The following is a 17,407-nucleotide window of genomic DNA, read 5'->3' on the forward strand; positions in this document are numbered from 1 at the left end:
AAACAAACTATGCTTATTTTTATTAATTTTTAAATAAGGAATTATAATGTACGTTAAAAATAAGTTTATTTTATCATTAGAAACTAAAGAAGAGCTAAAAAAGCTTCCAGTAAGTTTTGGATTCGGACTTTTTAGTGAAGTAGTGTTTTATCGTAGCTATAGTCGAATAAAACCAGATAGTTCTAATGAAAATTGGAAAGATGTAGTAATTCGTGTTACTGAAGGCGTTTTTTCAATCCGTAAAGACTACTATATAAAACACCATCTCCACTGGGATGAAGAATATTGGCAAAGCTTTGCCAAAAAATTTGCAATAGCTATGCATCAACTCAAATGGCTCCCTCCTGGTAGGGGACTCTGGATTATGGGAGCGGAATATATGTATGAAAGAGGAAGTGCAGCGCTGTATAATTGCGCAGCAGTAGATAGCTCTGATCTTGCTCTTGCAGCTGAGTGGGCAATGGATATGCTCATGGTTGGTGCAGGAGTAGGATTTAATACTGCATGGGATGGGAAAGCTTATAGGCCTGATAAAAAAAATTACAAACTTTATGAAATAGAAGATAGCAAAGAGGGTTGGGTAAAATCTGTGAGACTTCTTTTGGAAAGCTATACTAAAAATAGACCATTTTATCATTTTGATTACTCTCAAATAAGGCCAGCAGGAACGCCTTTGAAAACATTTGGCGGCGTTGCAGCGGGTCCAGAACCGCTGCAAAAACTCCATAGAGCACTAGAAAATACTCTTGATGATTATCTTGATGGAAAAATTGATAAAACGCGTGCTATTGTTGATATTTTCAACCATATAGGCGTATGTGTTGTCTCTGGAAATATTCGCAGATCTGCTCAAATTGCAATTGGAGACCCAGATGATGAAACATTTCTCAATCTGAAAAACTATGAGCGCTATCCTGAGCGAAAAGAGTATGGATGGATCTCTAATAATTCAGTAATATTAAAAAATATCAACGATTTTCATCATATTGATAATCTCACAGAACATATTTACCAAAATGGAGAGCCAGGTATTTTACATTTAGAAAATATGCAAAAGTATGGAAGATTTGGACAAATCATAGAAGATAAAGCATGGCTCAGTAATCCCTGTGGCGAAATAGCACTGGAGAGCTATGAGTTATGTAATCTTGCAGAGATCTTTATCTCAAAGTGTGATAGCTTAGAAGAGTTTTTAGAACTGGTTGCGTATGCTACATTTTATGCATCAACCGTTAATCTTCTTCCTACACATAGAGAAGAGACCAATGCGATAGTAGCAAGAAATAGAAGAACAGGTGTAAGTGTCTCAGGAGTAGCAGATGCAATAGAAAAAATTGGTTTCGATACTCTTATCAAATGGCTTCGTAAAGGCTACGAAAAAGTGCGTAGTATCAATACTTCCTTGGCACTTGAAGCTGGAATCCCTCCCTCTTTGAAAGTGACTGCAGTAAAACCATCAGGTACAATTAGTCTCCTAGCTGGCACAAGTCCTGGAATGCACTATCCTCTTGCTCCCTATTCTTTACGCCGCATAAGAGTAGGGCTTCATACACCTTTAGCACAACTCCTTATACAAAATGGCATGGAGTATGAAAAAGATATTTATGATCCACAAACTGCTATTTTTGCATTTCCTCTCCACTATAACAATCCTAGATCTTTGCAAAATGTAACTGTTTGGGAACAGATGATGGTACTTACAACGCTTCAAAGAGAGTGGGCAGATAATATGGTCTCTAATACTATTGAATTTGATCCAAAACAGTATCGACCAAAAGATCTTGCAAAAATTCTCAAAATATTTCTACCAATGCTCAAATCAACTACCCTTATGCCAAAAGAGAATGCGATTTATCCACAGCAACCTTTTGAAGCGATCACACAAGAAGAGTATGAAAAGAGAGTCAAAAAAATTCCAAAAATTCCATGGAATGAATTACGTCACCATAGAGCAGTCTCACAAGAGTACTGCAGCCCTAAAAGCTGCAGCCTCTCTTAGTCTCCACCAATTCCTTCCTCATTGTCAAGTGGCGTAGCATGCTCACTTGGAACATAGTCTTTACCAAACTCTTTTTTTGCAAGTTCTAGCGCTTCAATGAGATCATCAATATTTTCGTAAGGGATATGCACCTTCCATTCTGGATCAAGAGCATTACCTTTCAAAGAGATCCCTATACTCACAACTGGCTCGCTCCCTTCCCCATAAGGCTCAGTAATGTGTGCTACACTTACAACTCCATCTTTTGTTCCATGAAGATGGAATAGTTTAATCTCACTATGTGTTTTTGCCATATCGCCCTCCTTTATTGTTTACAACGATTATAACAAAAACATCCGTTTTTCAATGATACTTTTCTAGCAGTTACCTCTTTTAAGAAGTCGAGCGAGAAGTGCTTGAAGTTTGAGCCACTGTTTATGCTCCATGAGAGGAAAACCGGAATAGACTTTTCCGCCAGGAATAGATTTTGTTACTCCGCCTCGTGCCGCAATGACTGCATAATCTCCAATTGTAAGATGTCCTGCAGTTGCGGCCTGTCCCCCAATAGTAACATTTTTACCAACAATAGTAGATCCAGAAAGCCCGGACTGTCCAGCCATGAGAACATTTTCACCTACAATACAGTTATGTCCAATTTGTATGAGATTGTCAATTTTTGTGCCTCTTTTTATGATGGTTGATCCAAAAACTGCCCTATCAATTGCACAGTTTGCCCCAATCTCTACATCATCTTCGATAATTACATTGCCGTTTTGATATATTTTAACGTGTCTTCCATCTTTTGTATGAGCAAAGCCATATCCATCACTCCCTATCACGGTTCCTGCATGAATGATGCAGTTTTTTCCTATTTGACAGTCACGATAGATTGTAACATTAGGATAGACGAGTGTATTATCGCCTATTGTTACATTCTCTCCTACGACAACTCCGGGCATTAAAGTGACATTATCGCCAATGACAGAATTAAATCCGATGGAGACATTTTGAGCTATAGTGCAGTTATTGCCAATTTGAGGCTCTTTTCCGCTTTTACTCATAGGCTCTTTTGCAAAAAGTTTGGAGATATAGGCTAAGGTGAGATAGGGCTCTTCACTAATAAGAGCACTTACCCCTTTTGGCAAAAGGGATAATAACTCTTTTTTTACAATAACTGCACCAGCTTGTGTTTTTTTGAGTGCATTGAGGTACTTTTTATTTTCTAAAAAAGAGAGTTGATCTGGCTTAGCATCTTGCAAGGCTGCAAGAGAGTGGATCTCTTTATCCTCTCCTACAAGTTCAAGATCAAACTGTTTTGCTATATCACTTAATCTCATCGCTCTATCGCCACAACACCGCTTCTTACTATCTCTTTTGGATTAAAACGTTTTAACGCACTAATAAAGTTTGCAATCCTACTTGGCTCATCTGCTGCCATAATAATAGCGCTATCTTGTCCTATATTTACAATATTACCATTGTATGCACGACATAAAGCTTCAACATCTGAAAGCCTCTCTTCTAGAGGGATTTTTGCCATTACCATCTCTTTTTCTACTAGCTCACTATGTTCAATAACTTTATATACTGGTATGAGTTTGTGCAGCTGCTTTATGATCTGCTCTATGACACGAGGACTCCCACTCGTTACTATTGTCAAACGTGAATATTTGCTGTTTGGAATAGGTGCAACAGTCAAGGTCTCAATATTGTATCCCCTTGCTGCAAAAAGCCCGGTAATACGTGTAAGTACGCCATGCTCATTCAATACGATTACCGAAATTACTCTTCTTTCACTCATTATCAATCCTTATACTCTAAAAGCATATTGTAAAGACTTCCCCCAGCAGGAACCATAGGTAATACATTTTCATATCTATCGATCACAACATCGATAAGTGCTACAACGCCTTTGCTAATAGCATCATCAAGCGCTTTATCAAACTCATCTTTCGTTTTGACGCGATACCCGACTCCTCCAAAGCTCTCAGCCAATCTCACAAAATCTGGCTGCATAGAGAGATCGGTTTCAGCATAGCGTTTATCGTAGAAAAATGTTTGCCACTGACGAACCATGCCCAGATAGTTATTATTTAAAATAATATTAATAACTGGCAATCTATACTCCACTGCTGTCATAAGCTCTTGGATATTCATCAAAATTGAACCATCTCCGCTGATATTGACACTTATTTCATCAGGTATACCCTTTTTCACCCCCATAGCTGCTGGGAAACCAAACCCCATTGTTCCCAGTCCACCACTTGTAATGAACTCTCTTGGGCGCGTGAAAGGGTAAAATTGTGCAGTCCACATCTGATGCTGCCCCACATCAGTAGAAATTCTTGCTTTTCCTTTGAGTTTTTCTCCAACTCTTTGGATTACCCATTCAGGTTTTAGCACTTCATCACTATCTTCATATGTTAAAGGATGAAGCTCGTTATAGCGTCTAAGTATATCTCTCCATGGCTCATATCTGCTTGGATCCACCTTCTCTTTTGCTTGAGGCACCATCTCTTCAAGGACTTTTTTGAGATCCCCAACAATTGGATAGTCTACATGTACAAGCTTTCCAATACTACTTGGATCAATATCTACATGGATGATTTGTGCATATTTAGCAAATTCTGAAAGCTTTCCTGTAACTCTATCATCAAAACGCGGCCCTAAAGCTATCAAAAGATCTGCTTCGCTCATCGCCATATTTGCTGCATATGTTCCATGCATACCAACCATACCAAGAAGCAATTCATCATCATAGCGAAGAGTTCCTCGAGCCATGAGAGTCTCAACAGCTGGGATCTGTGTAGCTTGGACAAGTTCACGCACTAAATCTGCACTATTTGAGTGAATAATACCACCACCAAGATAGAATACCGGTTTTTTAGCTTGTGCAATCGCTTCAATTGCCTTTTTTATCTGGCGTGCATTTCCTTTGATGGTTGGCTTGTAGGTTTCTAGCTTTATCTCTTTTGGATAGTTAAACTCGGCTATCTGTGCAGTAACATCTTTTGGAATATCTACATGTACCGGACCAGGTCTTCCCGATCTTGCAATATAAAAAGCCTCAGCCAAAATATGTGGTAGCTCTTCAGCACTTTTGACTAAATAGTTATGCTTCGTACACGGTCTACTGATACCTACAGCATCTATCTCCTGGAATGCATCTGTCCCGATCATAGAAAGGGGTACCTGTCCACTCACAACTACTAAAGGAATAGAATCCATATATGCTGTTGCAAGACCTGTTACTGCATTGGTAAATCCAGGCCCACTTGTGACAAACGCTACACCAACTTTTCCTGTTGCTCTTGCATAGCCATCTGCTGCATGGACAGCTGCTTGCTCATGACGTGTAAGAATATGTTCAAAATAGCGATGTTTATAAATCTCATCATATACATTCATGATTGCACCACCGGGGTATCCAAAAACTACTTCTACCCCCTCTTCTCTCATGGCTTCAACTACCATCTGTGCACCGCTCATCTGTGCCATATGTTCTCCTACTCCAAATTAACTTTTTTTAATTTTATCCAATTTGCGAAAAAAATCAAACTAATTTTCTCCTATTTTACACATTTCCAGGGCAACACCTTCACGCACACCCTCATCAATCACTACCATTTCACTATATCCAGCTACTTTACAAAGCTCTTCAAGTATAACAAGACCTGCTACTATTGCATCTTCTCTTCCTGTTCCCACAAGTTTTGCTCTTTTGCGAGGATCAAGGCGTATAAGCTCATAAAAAGCCTCTTTTATATCATCAATATTTATTATTGAACCGCTAACTTTTGTAGCATCATAGGTAGCATACTCCATACCAAGCTTCAAAGCTGCTACTGTTGCAGGTGTACCACCAGTACCTACAAAAATTTTTGGTTTTCCAAAAAACTCAAAACTATCTTGCAAAAACTCCCTTATAGCTCCCATCTGCTTTTTAATTCCTAAAACAATCTCTTCTCGACTTTTATACAGAGATATTGTAGTTAAAATTCCCAAGGGGAAACTATGAAAGAGTAATCTGCTTCTATGTTTGAGAATTATTTCTGTAGATCCACCTCCAATATCAGCCATCAAAAATTTCTCTGTATCTTTACCGGCATTTCGAAGACCAAAGCTTACACCCTGCACACTGTAAAAACACTCCTGTTCCTCATCTATGATCTCTACATTGATACCAGTTGCTTGTCTAATTTTTTCCACTGCCTCTTTTGCATTGTTAGCTTTGCGAAAAGCAGCTGTTGCAACCGCTTTGAACGGTTCATCAAATCTAATTTTCTCTTTTGCTTCTTGTAAGGCATCAATAATACGTTTCGTTGCAGCTTCAGAAATTTTTTTTGTACTTGCAAGTTCTTCAGCAGTTCGTACTACCTTTTCATACTCAGCAACTTTTTTTAGTGTTTCACAATTGATTTTGACCACGCGAAGAGAGTTTGAACCGATATCAATACCAATTGCCATCACTTCTCCTCATAGAATCTAAATCCATGACGAGTGAGAAGTTCGCGGATCTGCTCTTGATGCTCCTTGCCTTTTGTTTCAAGCCCAATAGAGACATTGGCATCTCCATAGGCAAGATTTGCTGAAGTTCTATCATATCCGATCTGTACAATATTGGCACTTACACTTGCTAAAATCTCTGTAAGCTTCATGAGGCTTCCAGGCTTATCTACAAGTGTTACAATAAGTTTCATCTTACGATAGGATTTGATAAGACCTTTTTCAATAATGACACTGAGCATTGTTACATCAATATTACCTCCACTAAGTACTACTGCAATATTTGCATTTTCAGGAAGAGTCAATTTTTCATACAAAAGCGCTGCAACTCCAACAGCTCCAGCACCTTCTACAACAAGCTTTTGGTTTTCAAGTAAAAACAAAATTGCATCTGCAATCTCTTCATCATCAACTTCTACTATATCATCTACTGTTTCTAAAATTATTTTTAGAGTAACTGGAGAGGTGTCACGTACCGCAATGCCATCTGCAATAGTGCGTACTTGTGTAGAATCAACAGGACGTCCAAGTTGGAAAGATTCACGCATCGCAGGTGCTCCTGCAGCCGTCACACCGATGATTTGAATTTTTGGATTTATCTGCTTAATAGCACTTGCTATTCCTGCAATCAATCCACCACCACCTATTGGCACTAAAATAGCATCGAGATCTTTTGCTTGATCTAAAATCTCTAAGGCTATTGTTCCCTGCCCTGCCATCACATCATAATCAGCAAATGGATGGACAAAGGTTTTATTATGATCTTTTGCATACTGCACTGCATAAGCATAGGCTTCATCATAATTGCTGCCATGAAGGATGACACTAGCACCATAAGATTTCACACCATTGACTTTTGTCAAAGGTGTATTTTCTGGCATGACAATTGTAGCTGGAATTTGAAAGTAGTTGGAACTAAAAGCAACTCCTTGAGCATGATTGCCCGCACTTGCTGCCACAACGCCTCTATTTTTTTCTTCTTGAGAGATTTTTGCAATTTTATTAAAAGCACCTCGCAGTTTAAAAGCACCTGTTACTTGCAGATTCTCTTTTTTTAAAAAGATTTTATATCCGCATTTTTTACTTAAAATCGGTGCATACGCATAGGGAGTTTTACTCGCTACTGACTCAATACGCTTAGCAGCTTGTTGGATATCTTGTAGTGCTATCATTGCGCACCAAAGAGCATTTTATGATCTACCATTGTGCAGCGATTTTGCACTACTTTCATACCAGCTTCTTGCGCCTTTTTGGCAGCTTCATTGTTCACGATGCCTTTTTGCAGCCAAACTGTATCGATATCTCCTCTTTGGATAGCAGCCTCTACAATGGGCATTACAGCAGCTGGTTTACGAAATATATCGATCATATCTATCTTGAAAGGAATTTCTGCAAGAGATCTGTAGACTTTTTCTCCCAAAATCTCATCTTCTTTAGGATAGATGGGAACTATTTTAAAGCCAACACTTTGTAAATAGGCGGCTACTCTATGACTATCTTTGGTAGGATTTGGAGAGAGACCTACTACAGCAATTGTTTGAGTCTTTTCGAAAATAGCCTTTATTTCATCCATATTTGCATTGATTGTAGGAAATTCGCACTCCATAGTACTCCTTTATAAATTGATGCGATTTTAACAAATAATAACTAAAATCTCCTTGAGCAATCCCGTTTGATGGTAATAAGTTCTTTTATATATTTACGTAAAGCTTCTATCCGGTGTTCGTCAGATGGATGGGTAGAGAGAAACTCTGGGACTTTTTTCCTGCTTTGCTGCATCATTTTATACCAAAACTTTATTGCTTCATAGGGGTTATAGCAAGCCTTATACATAAGATAAAGTCCAAGTTTATCAGCTTCATATTCAAATTTTCTACTATATGGGTAGAGAACACCATACTGTGCCGTTACACCATAGGCAAGATCAAAAAGTGGTCCCCATCCTCTCTCATTAATATTCAAGCCTTGTGCTAAGAGTTTCTTTCCAACTTCACCAATCATAGCCATAGATACTCTCTCACTGCCATGACGCAGTATTGCATGTGCTACTTCATGGCCTATAACAGCTGCTAGTTGATCTGGATTATCAATAAGCTTTAAAAGTCCAGTATAGACAAATATCTTCCCACCAGGAAGACAAAAAGCATTTACTTGTGGAGACTCTAATACATAAAACTCCCATCTATATCCTGGATGAAATTCCTCATCCGCAACTTTAGCAATACGCGTTGCAACCTCTTTGACAAGACGATTGTAATAGGGGTTGTGAGAAACTTTTGCTCTTTGAAGTATCTGCTGCTTGGCATTCAGACCTATCTGGATCTCTTGCTGTGGAGATATGAGAATGAGTTGTGATCTATGTATATAGGGGTTTTTAGTACAAGCTACAAACAAAAGAAGTACTGTAATAAGTGCAAAAAATTTTTTCACAGAAAATCCTTTAAGGATTTTCTGCAATTATACTATATGTTAATACCCAAGGAGTGCTAAAATATTATAAACTCCAAATGCCATAAGCCAAGCCAAAACATTTGGATAGATGGTATAAAAAGTTCTCCATGCCCATTGTGGTATCTCTGCGTAAAATGTACTCATAGCAGCGACACAAGGACTATAGATCATTATAATAATAATGAGAGCGATAGCTGCTTTGAAATCCACATTTTGACGAAGTTTTGTAATGAGTGTAGAGCTCTTCTCATCTGCCTCACCAACTGCGTATAGTGTTGCAAGCGTGGATACAACTACCTCTTTAGCAGCAAGCCCACTAATAACAGCCACACTCATTCTCCAATCAAAACCTAGTGGAGCAAATATTGGCTCAATGGCCTTTCCAAACTCTCCAAGATAGCTATTTTCTAGATTTTTTGCTGCCAACTCATTTTGTAATTGAGTTTTTTCCTGCTCGCTCTTTGCAAGTTCAATCTTTTGCTCATAAGTTGTCACTAGCTTTTCATTTACCGGATAACTGCTTAAAAACCAGATAATCATCGCAGCTCCTGCAATGAAAGTCCCAGCTTTTTTCACAAAAAGCTTTGTTTTAATCCAAAGCTCCATTGCCAGTGCTTTCATTGATGGAAAACGATATGGTGGCATCTCCATGACAAATGGCTCAGGCTCACCTTTAAAAAGGACAATGCGGAGAATTTTTGCAACAATAAGACCCAAAATAGCTCCGCCTATATAAATAGCAAAGAGTACATTACCTGCACTGTGTGTTGGAAAAAAAGCTGCTATCAAAAGCACATACACAGGTAGTCTTGCACTACAGTTCATAAATCCAAGTACGAGCATAGTAATAAGTCGATCTTTTGGGTTTTTAAGAGTTCTTGCTGCCATATAGGCTGGAACAGTACAACCAAAGCCACTTACAAGTGGTATAAAGGCTTTTCCTTGTAGACCAAACTTCTTTAAAAAGCCATCAAGTAAAAATGCAGCTCTCGACATATATCCTGTCTGCTCAAGCAAATTAATCCCCAAAAACAGAATCAAAATATTTGGCAAAAACATAATAATCGCACCAACAGCTGGAATTACACCATCAGTAATGACAGAATTAAAATCTCCTGGAGGAAGTATTCCTTTGAGCCAATCAGCAAAATTTGTAACTGTCTCATCTATATAATCCATTGGAATAGAACCAACTTCAAAGGTAAGTTGAAAGAGAGCCCACATAAAAAACAAAAATATCGGTAAACCAAAAATTGGATGAATTAAAATTTTATCGATTTTATCTGTAAGAGACTCTTTGCGAGGCGCTTGCATGACCTGCATTACAATAGATTTTGCAATAGAGTTTCTCTCATTTGCTATGATGTCAGCTACACTCTCCTCATCAAATTCTAGTTGCAAACGATGCATACTTTTGCCTAGTGCTTCATGAAACTCTAAAAATATTGGTAGATCATGCACCTCTTTATAGACATCCTCATCTTTTTCAAAAAGACGAATAACATAAAATCTCGCGCGATCTTCATCTGTAAAATGGGGAGATTTCAGTAGAATTTTTTGCAATGATGTGATCTCATCTTCTATTTTTTCATTATAGAAGATTTTTCTTCGCTCTTTTGGAGTATTATATTCATCAATAACCAAATCTATAATATCATCTATTCCCCTTTTCTCTTTTGCAGAAGCCAAAACTACAGGACGACCGATTAATTCAGAAAGTTTTACTGCATCAATCATGCCACCTTGCTTCTCAACTTCATCAATCATATTAACAACAAGTATCATCTTCGGATTCATATCAAGAAGTTGCAAAGTGAGTATAAGATTTCTTTGCAATACATTCGCATCAACTACATTAATAATAAGATCGTAATCTTCATATAATAGATAGTTTTTTGTTACCTGCTCTTCAGGAGTATAAGCATTGAGTGAGTAGATTCCTGGAAGATCCACTATATTTATATCATACTCCCCTTTTTGGAGTCTCACCTCTTTCTTTTCTACTGTTACTCCAGCAAAATTCCCAACGTGCAATCTTGCATTGCTCATAGCATTTATAATGGAGGATTTTCCTACATTGGGCTGCCCTACCATTGCAACTTTTATCTGTTTCATTGCTCCACCTCAATAGCTTGTGCTTCTTCTTTACGCAATGCTACACGTGTACCTTCCACATCAACTTCCCATGTCTGTTTCTGTAAGGTATGATCGAGTAGTTTTATTTTATTGCCTTTTGCAATTCCCATAGATACCAACCTTGCTTTAATAACATCATCAGCTTTTATCTTTTTAATGATTGCTTCATCACCTATTTTCATATCAGTTAATTTCATACAACACTCCTAAAAACTTTTTTTCACTATTATGCGAAATATATCTCTGTCTTCCCCATTTGGTAATTTATCATCAATAGAAGCATAAACAATTTCACTCTCTACTCCAAAAATTTGCATAGTAGCATAGAGATCAATTTCATCTGTATCAAATTGCGATTTCTTTTTTGCTCGAAAATTTCCATACATTACACCAAAATCAATGCTCTCATTATAACTATATGAAGCACCTAGTACAAAACTTCGTGCTTTTTTAGCATCTACAGCATCAATAGTGAAATCTTCCATGGAAGTAAAAAATGGTCCTCCTCCAAAACTTGACATACTAGGTGTATTACCAAATTCTTTATTTGCTGCTAATTGCAATGATATATTTTGATACGTTGTTTCTAAAAAGATACCAAAAGTTTTAGAATCTAAATTTCCTATTAAACCATCACCTGTATCAGTTGCTCTATCAAACTGTATTGATGCAAGAAGTGAAAATTTGTTCCAGATAAAAGTATGTGACAACTCCCCATACAAAACATTGGCTATCTGATCAATATGATAATACCAAAGGAAAGCTCCGTTATTCTCATCTTCATACCCTATACCGGTAAAAAACATTCCATCAATTTTTTTATTTATTCCAAATACTTCACTAAGACGAACAAATTTTTTTATATCACCTCCATTTTCCCATCCTGCCATTTTGGTAACATATCCAGCTTCAATATTTACATTATCCCAACTCTTTTGATAATGTACTCCTTCAAAATAGTTTGGAACCATTCTAATATCATCACTATCAGCATGGGGTGTATCTATACTCATACGCCCTACTTGTAACATATTAGTTGCATCACTATATTTAATATATGATTGCCCCAAAAAAGCAAAACCTCCATCGTATAAGCCAAAGAAATCGCTATTACTCCCTTGTATTGGAGCCACAGCATAAATCATAGCACCAATTTGTAATCCATTAAATGATGGTGTATCAAAATGTATATGTCCACCAATCGCAGCTGCACTTTTGTCACCGTCTATATACCCCACTCGCAATTCACTTTGCATGTGTCGCTCTTCATCAGATGCACCAAGTTGCTCACGCAAAGACTCTTGTGCCATAGCCATGACACAAATTATGCTAAAAGTTACTACTTTTTTCATTTCAGTCCTTTTTCTCTTTTATTCATGCACGAAATAATAGAAAAATATTGCTTACAGGTAACTTAATTATGATAATCGTTATCGTTATTGATAGTTTTACTATTTCATCACATATCTACTTTTTTCGATTAGTTTCTTCAAAATTAAAAAAACAAAAATTTTATATTTGTACGAAGTAAAAATGATGCTTTGTAGAAGCAGTTTGCTATGTTTGTTCTATTTGATTGTAATATGCCATTAACTTAGCGCGCACATCAGCTATCATTTGAGGCGTTGCTTGAGGAGACTCGAGCCATACTGCTTGGAAATTCTCTTTTGACGTTGTATAGACACACTCATTCAAAAATGCACTATACTCCTCTATCGTTTTGCAATAGCGCTCTTCACCAGTTTCTGTATTGACACAGCGAATCATCCAACTACCAAGTCCGTTAGGTACGATTTCAGCCTCAACTATTAAAATATCCTCTTTTGGAATATTGTTTTCACTCTCCATATTTAACCTTTGCTATTTGTTGTCCAAATTTTACTGTAGTATTTGATTGTACCACAAGCTCACAAAAATCTTTCTCAAAAAAGAGCAATACCGTCGATCCCATTTTAAAATATCCTAAAAGTTCTCCCTTTTGTAACCAAAGATCTTTATACTCATATATTGCAATCTCTTTTGCTCTATTTGTCTCTATGCGACTCTCAAATACTAGCGTCATCTGTCCAACATTTAAAGCACCTACTAAAACAATAAAGAGAGTCTTTCCCTCTTTAGTTTCACATTCTAGTATTACACGCTCATTTTCTATAAAGAGATTAAGTTTTTTACGCAGGTAGCGCAAGTTTACTGGATAGAGTTTTCCTGGTACATGTACAACCCGTTTTATTTGTAGCGTATATGGCATATGGTAGCGATGATAATCACGGGGAGAAAGGTAGCAGTTGACATACTCTCCATTATATACACGCGAAGCATCACACTCTATTAAAAGCTCATCGATACTATACTGCATTCCCTTTATTTGCAGTGCCCTATTTTGTTCTAATATCCCTGCATGCGTTATCAAAGAGTCTGTTGGAGCTATGATGCCTTCTTCTATATCTCTTCTTTTTTGCAATGCTCTAGTAAAGAGCGCATTGAGACTCTCATACTCTTTTGGATCTCTAAACTCCTCCATATCGAGCTTGAGGAGTTTAACATAAGAAGTATTAATAAACTTTTGTAATAATGGATGAAATCTGTGGCTAGCAAATTTTCCAAATCCACGGGAAACTATATTTGACAGTACCCTCTTTTTCAATCTTTTCCTTTTAACAAAATTTATATTACAATTGCACAAACCAAAAAAGGATAAAGATGCTTAGATTTGCACCAAGTCCAACAGGTGATATGCATATTGGCAACTTGCGTGTTGCGATTTTTAACTTTATTGTAGCAAAACAGCGCAAAGAGAGATTCATTATACGTATAGAAGATACAGATAAAGAGCGTAATATCGAGGGAAAAGATAGAGAGATTCTTGCAATTTTAGATACTTTTGAACTAAAATACGATGATGTTGTCTATCAAAGTGCCAATTTCTCTTTTCATCGCAATTTTGCATATAAACTCTTAGAAGAAAAAAAAGCCTTTGCATGTTTTTGTACACCTGAAGATCTTGAAAAAGAGCGAAAAGAAGCAGTAGAACAAAAACGAGCATATCGCTATAGTGGAAGATGTGAGAGCATCACTTTAGAAGAGGCGCAAAAAAGAGATGAGCCATTTGTAGTTAGAGTAAAAAAACCTGAGCGTGCAATAGCATTTCAAGATATTATCAAAGGCAATTTACGCTTTGAGCCAAATGAAGTTGATAGCTTTATCATTTTACGTATTGATGGCACTCCAACATACAATTTCGCCTGCGCTATTGATGATATGCTCTATGATATCTCTCTCATTATCCGTGGAGAGGATCATCTCTCTAATACCCCCAAACAGATTCATATAAGAAATTTGCTAGGATATGACAAAGAGATTGAATATGCCCATTTGCCAATTATTCTCAATGAAATGGGCAAAAAAATGAGCAAAAGAGACGAAGCATCTTCTGTAAAATGGCTTTTAGATGAAGGTTTTTTACCAGAGGCTATTACAAACTATCTCATACTTCTTGGTAATAAAACACCTAAAGAGATTTTTACCTTAGATGAAGCAATTACATGGTTTGACCTCAAAAATATCTCCAAAGCTCCTGCACGATTTGATATGGAAAAACTGCGATTTATCAACCGTACACATTTAATGCAAAAAGATCCTCAAGAGCTTGCAAAACTCCTTCAAATCCACCCAAGTTTAGGAGAGCTTGCAAAACTTTACTTAGAAGAGGCAAGTACACTCAAAGAGCTTAAAGAAAAACTTGATAAAATATTTTCAAAACAAAAAGATTTCAAAGAGTTCGCACAAGAGGCAGCTATCCTAAAAAATATTATCGAGAAGATGCAACTACCCGAAGATTTCGATACTTTTAAACAAGAGCTCATGCAACAAAGTGGTCTGAAAGGAAAGCGTTTTTTCAAACCGTTGCGTCTTTTGCTCACTGGCGCAGAGCACGGACCAGAGATTTCTCTACTTTACAAATATCTTAAACCCCATATCAAAGAGGTGATATAATGATTATTGTAGCTACATTTTTACAAGCACTCGCACAGATTTTACACATGGTTATTAATATCTATATTTGGGTTGTTATCATAGCTGCTCTTATTACTTGGGTACGTCCCGATCCTTACAATCCAATTGTACAGACACTCTTCCGTCTCACTGAACCAGTATATGCCCTTGTACGACGCTATATTCCTACTGTTATTGGCGGCATAGACCTTGCGCCACTTATCATTATTATTGGGCTGCAATTTATAGATATGTTTTTTGTGCGACTTCTTATGCAATTTGCAATGAGGCTGGGAGCTTGATTAAGCTCCTATGGCTCATACTTCCTTTCGCTCTTTTTGCAAAAGAGATAACTTTAGAGTTTCTCAAAAGCAAACCTCGTTCAACTGCAAGAGACTACTATATCTGGCGCTACTTGGATCAAAACATCACCCCTGTCCAGGCACAGCATGCATTGACTCTGGCAAAGAGAGTCAACAAAAAAATTCTTCTTCGCTATGCAAAAAAGATAGAAGATAACGCAACAAAAAGAGCAGTATTATGCCTCTATAAGCCTATTTCACAACTCATCAAAGAAGATAACACTTGTCTTGCAGCAGGGATGAATATAGCAAAAGCTTCTCTGCTACAAACAAAAAAGCGTATTGCACTTTTTAAAAGACTCACTGGATTTTCCATTCAACAAGATCTAAAATTTATGCTAACAGACAATCCTTTCGGTGTCCTGCACAATAATCCACAAAAATTTTTGGAAATCTTTCTTAGTTCTTCTTCAAAATATCGAAAAAGGTATTTCAATAGAGCCTATTCCAAAGAGTTTCTCAAAAAACTCTCTCAATATCCTGCATTTAATGCTTTTGCAACTACAGCCATTTTTGAAGAGCACAACAAAATAGTCTTCTCACTTATCCGTTTTTCACCACAATATTTCAATGCTAAAAGTGCTTTTTATATAGGATTGGCTGCTTTTAAAAGAGGCTATCCACACATAGCACAATCATTTTTACAAAGAAGTCTTGCAAAAGCATATTTCAAAAAAGATAGAGACAAAGCCCTCTTTTGGCTCTACAAAATCACAAAAAAAGAGATCTTTTTAAATAAACTTCTTAAATCAAAAGATCTCAATATCTATACTCTCTTAGCTTCATATATTACAGGCAATAAATACACAAATTTTTACACTCCCCAACTCAAAGGAAAAAAGAAAATCAAGCTCAAAGATCCTTTTGTATGGCTTGCTATAAAAAAAAGAATAAATAGCGAAGATCTTACAAAGCTAAAAAAGGAGTTTTCTTATCGCAATACACAAAATGTGTATGCAATTATAGATGAAAAACTCTCTTCTTATACAAGACACCCCTTTATTTTGCCGTATGAAAAGTATCTTCAAGACCAAAACACTTCTCAAAAGGCTCTCATTTACGCTATTGCAAAGCAAGAGAGCAGATTTATCCCTAGTGCAATTTCATCATCCTATGCACTAGGTGCGATGCAGTTTCTCCCCTTTTTAGCCAAACACATTGCTAAAAAGCAAAAGATAAAAAACTTTGATCTTGATATGATGTTTGATGAAAAAATAGCCCTCACTTTTGCAAAGCATCATCTTCACTATCTCCAATCATATCTTTACCATCCTTTGCTTGTTGCCTACGCTTACAATGGAGGGATTGGATATACAAAACGTTCTGTTATAAAGATTTTTCATAAATATGAGCCATTGATGGCAATGGAGATGATACCTTCTAATGAGAATAGAGAGTATGGAAAAAATGTCTTAGCAAATTACATAATCTATATGAAAATTTTTGGAAAAAACCTCAATCTACCTCATATCGTTCAAATGTTACAACGGCCGGAGGATAGTTGCGGTTTTTGAAAATGAGTTGAAGTTTCTTTCCCTTTGATTTTGGAAAAGTTACAATATAAAGTCTGTACCATTTTTGTACAAATGGCATTGTTTTAGCTAACTTACTGTCACTCTCAACCTCTTTAATAGTTAAAGGTTTATGCCCATTGAGTGTTATAGTATAGTATGGATTAAAAAGCCCCGATTTTTTAGGATCTTCAAAATCATTATCGATATAGACCCTTACAAAAAAATACTCTTTATCATTTCTCTTTTGCAAAGGGTTGAGGTAGGTAGCAATAATCATTGCTTTATTTTCCAAAGAGAGGACTATGTCACCTTTTTTAGTGTAGCGTAATGCCTCTACATAAGGCTTATCTTTAGCAAAAATATTTATTTCCTCTTTAACTGCACATCCTGTTAAAATAGCTATTGAAAAAATAATTATTGCAAGACGTTTCATCCCTACCTTTTCTTATTTTTCACAATTATAGCTT

The 17,407-nt window shown here is 36.8% G+C and carries 18 protein-coding genes; 4 read left to right on the forward strand and 14 right to left on the reverse strand.

From position 1 onward, the window contains the following. Window positions 1–46: 46 nt before the first annotated feature. Window positions 47–1,999, forward strand: a complete 1,953-nt coding sequence (locus NITER_RS03750; RefSeq protein ID WP_084275808.1) for a glycyl radical enzyme family protein — start codon at window positions 47–49, stop codon at window positions 1,997–1,999. Here the strand turns inward: NITER_RS03750 and NITER_RS03755 are convergent. The 13 genes from NITER_RS03755 to NITER_RS03815 all read right to left on the reverse strand — a co-directional run bounded on the left by NITER_RS03755 (window position 1,996) and on the right by NITER_RS03815 (window position 13,715). Continuing rightward, on the reverse strand, window positions 1,996–2,292 hold the full coding sequence (locus NITER_RS03755; RefSeq protein WP_197685317.1) for a hypothetical protein: 297 nt from the start codon (window positions 2,290–2,292) through the stop codon (window positions 1,996–1,998). The two genes, NITER_RS03750 and NITER_RS03755, sit on opposite strands and share 4 nt — an antisense overlap. Window positions 2,293–2,355: 63 nt before the next feature. Further along, window positions 2,356–3,315 carry a UDP-3-O-(3-hydroxymyristoyl)glucosamine N-acyltransferase gene (gene lpxD, locus NITER_RS03760; RefSeq protein ID WP_084275807.1) on the reverse strand — a complete coding sequence of 320 codons (960 nt, stop codon included), beginning with the start codon at window positions 3,313–3,315 and terminating at the stop codon, window positions 2,356–2,358. Further along, window positions 3,312–3,779, reverse strand: coding sequence for an acetolactate synthase small subunit (gene ilvN / locus NITER_RS03765; RefSeq protein WP_084275806.1), 468 nt, complete (start codon window positions 3,777–3,779; stop codon window positions 3,312–3,314). Before ilvN ends, lpxD begins: the two co-directional genes overlap by 4 nt. A 2-nt stretch (window positions 3,780–3,781) precedes the next feature. Next, window positions 3,782–5,476 carry an acetolactate synthase large subunit gene (locus tag NITER_RS03770; protein WP_084275805.1) on the reverse strand — a complete coding sequence of 565 codons (1,695 nt, stop codon included), beginning with the start codon at window positions 5,474–5,476 and terminating at the stop codon, window positions 3,782–3,784. 60 nt (window positions 5,477–5,536) lie between these two features. Then, window positions 5,537–6,445 (reverse strand): Ppx/GppA phosphatase family protein, encoded by a 909-nt coding sequence (locus NITER_RS03775; protein WP_084275804.1) that lies wholly within the window; start codon window positions 6,443–6,445, stop codon window positions 5,537–5,539. Next, a complete protein-coding gene (ilvA, locus tag NITER_RS03780) occupies window positions 6,445–7,656 on the reverse strand; it encodes a threonine ammonia-lyase (protein ID WP_084275803.1) in 1,212 nt (403 codons plus the stop codon). The genes NITER_RS03775 and ilvA overlap by 1 nt, the downstream gene beginning before the upstream one ends. Then, a complete protein-coding gene (locus NITER_RS03785; protein ID WP_084275802.1) occupies window positions 7,653–8,090 on the reverse strand; it encodes a CoA-binding protein in 438 nt (145 codons plus the stop codon). The genes ilvA and NITER_RS03785 overlap by 4 nt, the downstream gene beginning before the upstream one ends. A 41-nt stretch (window positions 8,091–8,131) precedes the next feature. Next, window positions 8,132–8,914 (reverse strand): M48 family metallopeptidase, encoded by a 783-nt coding sequence (locus NITER_RS03790; RefSeq protein ID WP_143779642.1) that lies wholly within the window; start codon window positions 8,912–8,914, stop codon window positions 8,132–8,134. A gap of 39 nt (window positions 8,915–8,953) precedes the next feature. Then, window positions 8,954–11,050: a ferrous iron transport protein B gene (gene feoB / locus NITER_RS03795; protein WP_084275801.1), complete on the reverse strand. Its 2,097-nt coding sequence runs from the start codon at window positions 11,048–11,050 to the stop codon at window positions 8,954–8,956. Next, window positions 11,047–11,268, reverse strand: a complete 222-nt coding sequence (locus NITER_RS03800) for a FeoA family protein (RefSeq protein ID WP_084275800.1) — start codon at window positions 11,266–11,268, stop codon at window positions 11,047–11,049. The genes feoB and NITER_RS03800 overlap by 4 nt, the downstream gene beginning before the upstream one ends. A gap of 9 nt (window positions 11,269–11,277) precedes the next feature. Next, window positions 11,278–12,423, reverse strand: a complete 1,146-nt coding sequence (locus tag NITER_RS03805) for an OprD family outer membrane porin (protein WP_084275799.1) — start codon at window positions 12,421–12,423, stop codon at window positions 11,278–11,280. 205 nt (window positions 12,424–12,628) lie between these two features. After that, window positions 12,629–12,919 carry a hypothetical protein gene (locus NITER_RS03810; RefSeq protein WP_084275798.1) on the reverse strand — a complete coding sequence of 97 codons (291 nt, stop codon included), beginning with the start codon at window positions 12,917–12,919 and terminating at the stop codon, window positions 12,629–12,631. Continuing rightward, window positions 12,909–13,715 (reverse strand): phosphatidylserine decarboxylase, encoded by an 807-nt coding sequence (locus NITER_RS03815; protein WP_084275797.1) that lies wholly within the window; start codon window positions 13,713–13,715, stop codon window positions 12,909–12,911. Before NITER_RS03815 ends, NITER_RS03810 begins: the two co-directional genes overlap by 11 nt. 56 nt (window positions 13,716–13,771) lie before the next feature. Here NITER_RS03815 and gltX point away from each other — a divergent pair, with 56 nt between their 5' ends. The 3 genes from gltX to NITER_RS03830 are packed head-to-tail and all read left to right on the forward strand — an operon-like array spanning window position 13,772 to window position 16,940. After that, window positions 13,772–15,064 (forward strand): glutamate--tRNA ligase, encoded by a 1,293-nt coding sequence (gltX, locus tag NITER_RS03820; RefSeq protein WP_084275796.1) that lies wholly within the window; start codon window positions 13,772–13,774, stop codon window positions 15,062–15,064. Beyond that, window positions 15,064–15,366, forward strand: coding sequence for a YggT family protein (locus tag NITER_RS03825; protein ID WP_231988943.1), 303 nt, complete (start codon window positions 15,064–15,066; stop codon window positions 15,364–15,366). Before gltX ends, NITER_RS03825 begins: the two co-directional genes overlap by 1 nt. Then, window positions 15,363–16,940, forward strand: coding sequence for a lytic transglycosylase domain-containing protein (locus tag NITER_RS03830; protein WP_084275795.1), 1,578 nt, complete (start codon window positions 15,363–15,365; stop codon window positions 16,938–16,940). The genes NITER_RS03825 and NITER_RS03830 overlap by 4 nt, the downstream gene beginning before the upstream one ends. On the opposite strand, the gene NITER_RS03835 is transcribed toward NITER_RS03830, so the two are convergent. Next, entirely contained in the window at window positions 16,882–17,373 is a 492-nt protein-coding gene (locus NITER_RS03835) for a hypothetical protein (RefSeq protein ID WP_084275794.1), read from the reverse strand. The two genes, NITER_RS03830 and NITER_RS03835, sit on opposite strands and share 59 nt — an antisense overlap. Window positions 17,374–17,407 lie beyond the last annotated feature (34 nt).

This window comes from Nitratiruptor tergarcus DSM 16512 (genome assembly GCF_027946175.1).
In the GTDB taxonomy this organism is placed as follows: Bacteria; Campylobacterota; Campylobacteria; order Campylobacterales; family Nitratiruptoraceae; genus Nitratiruptor; species Nitratiruptor tergarcus.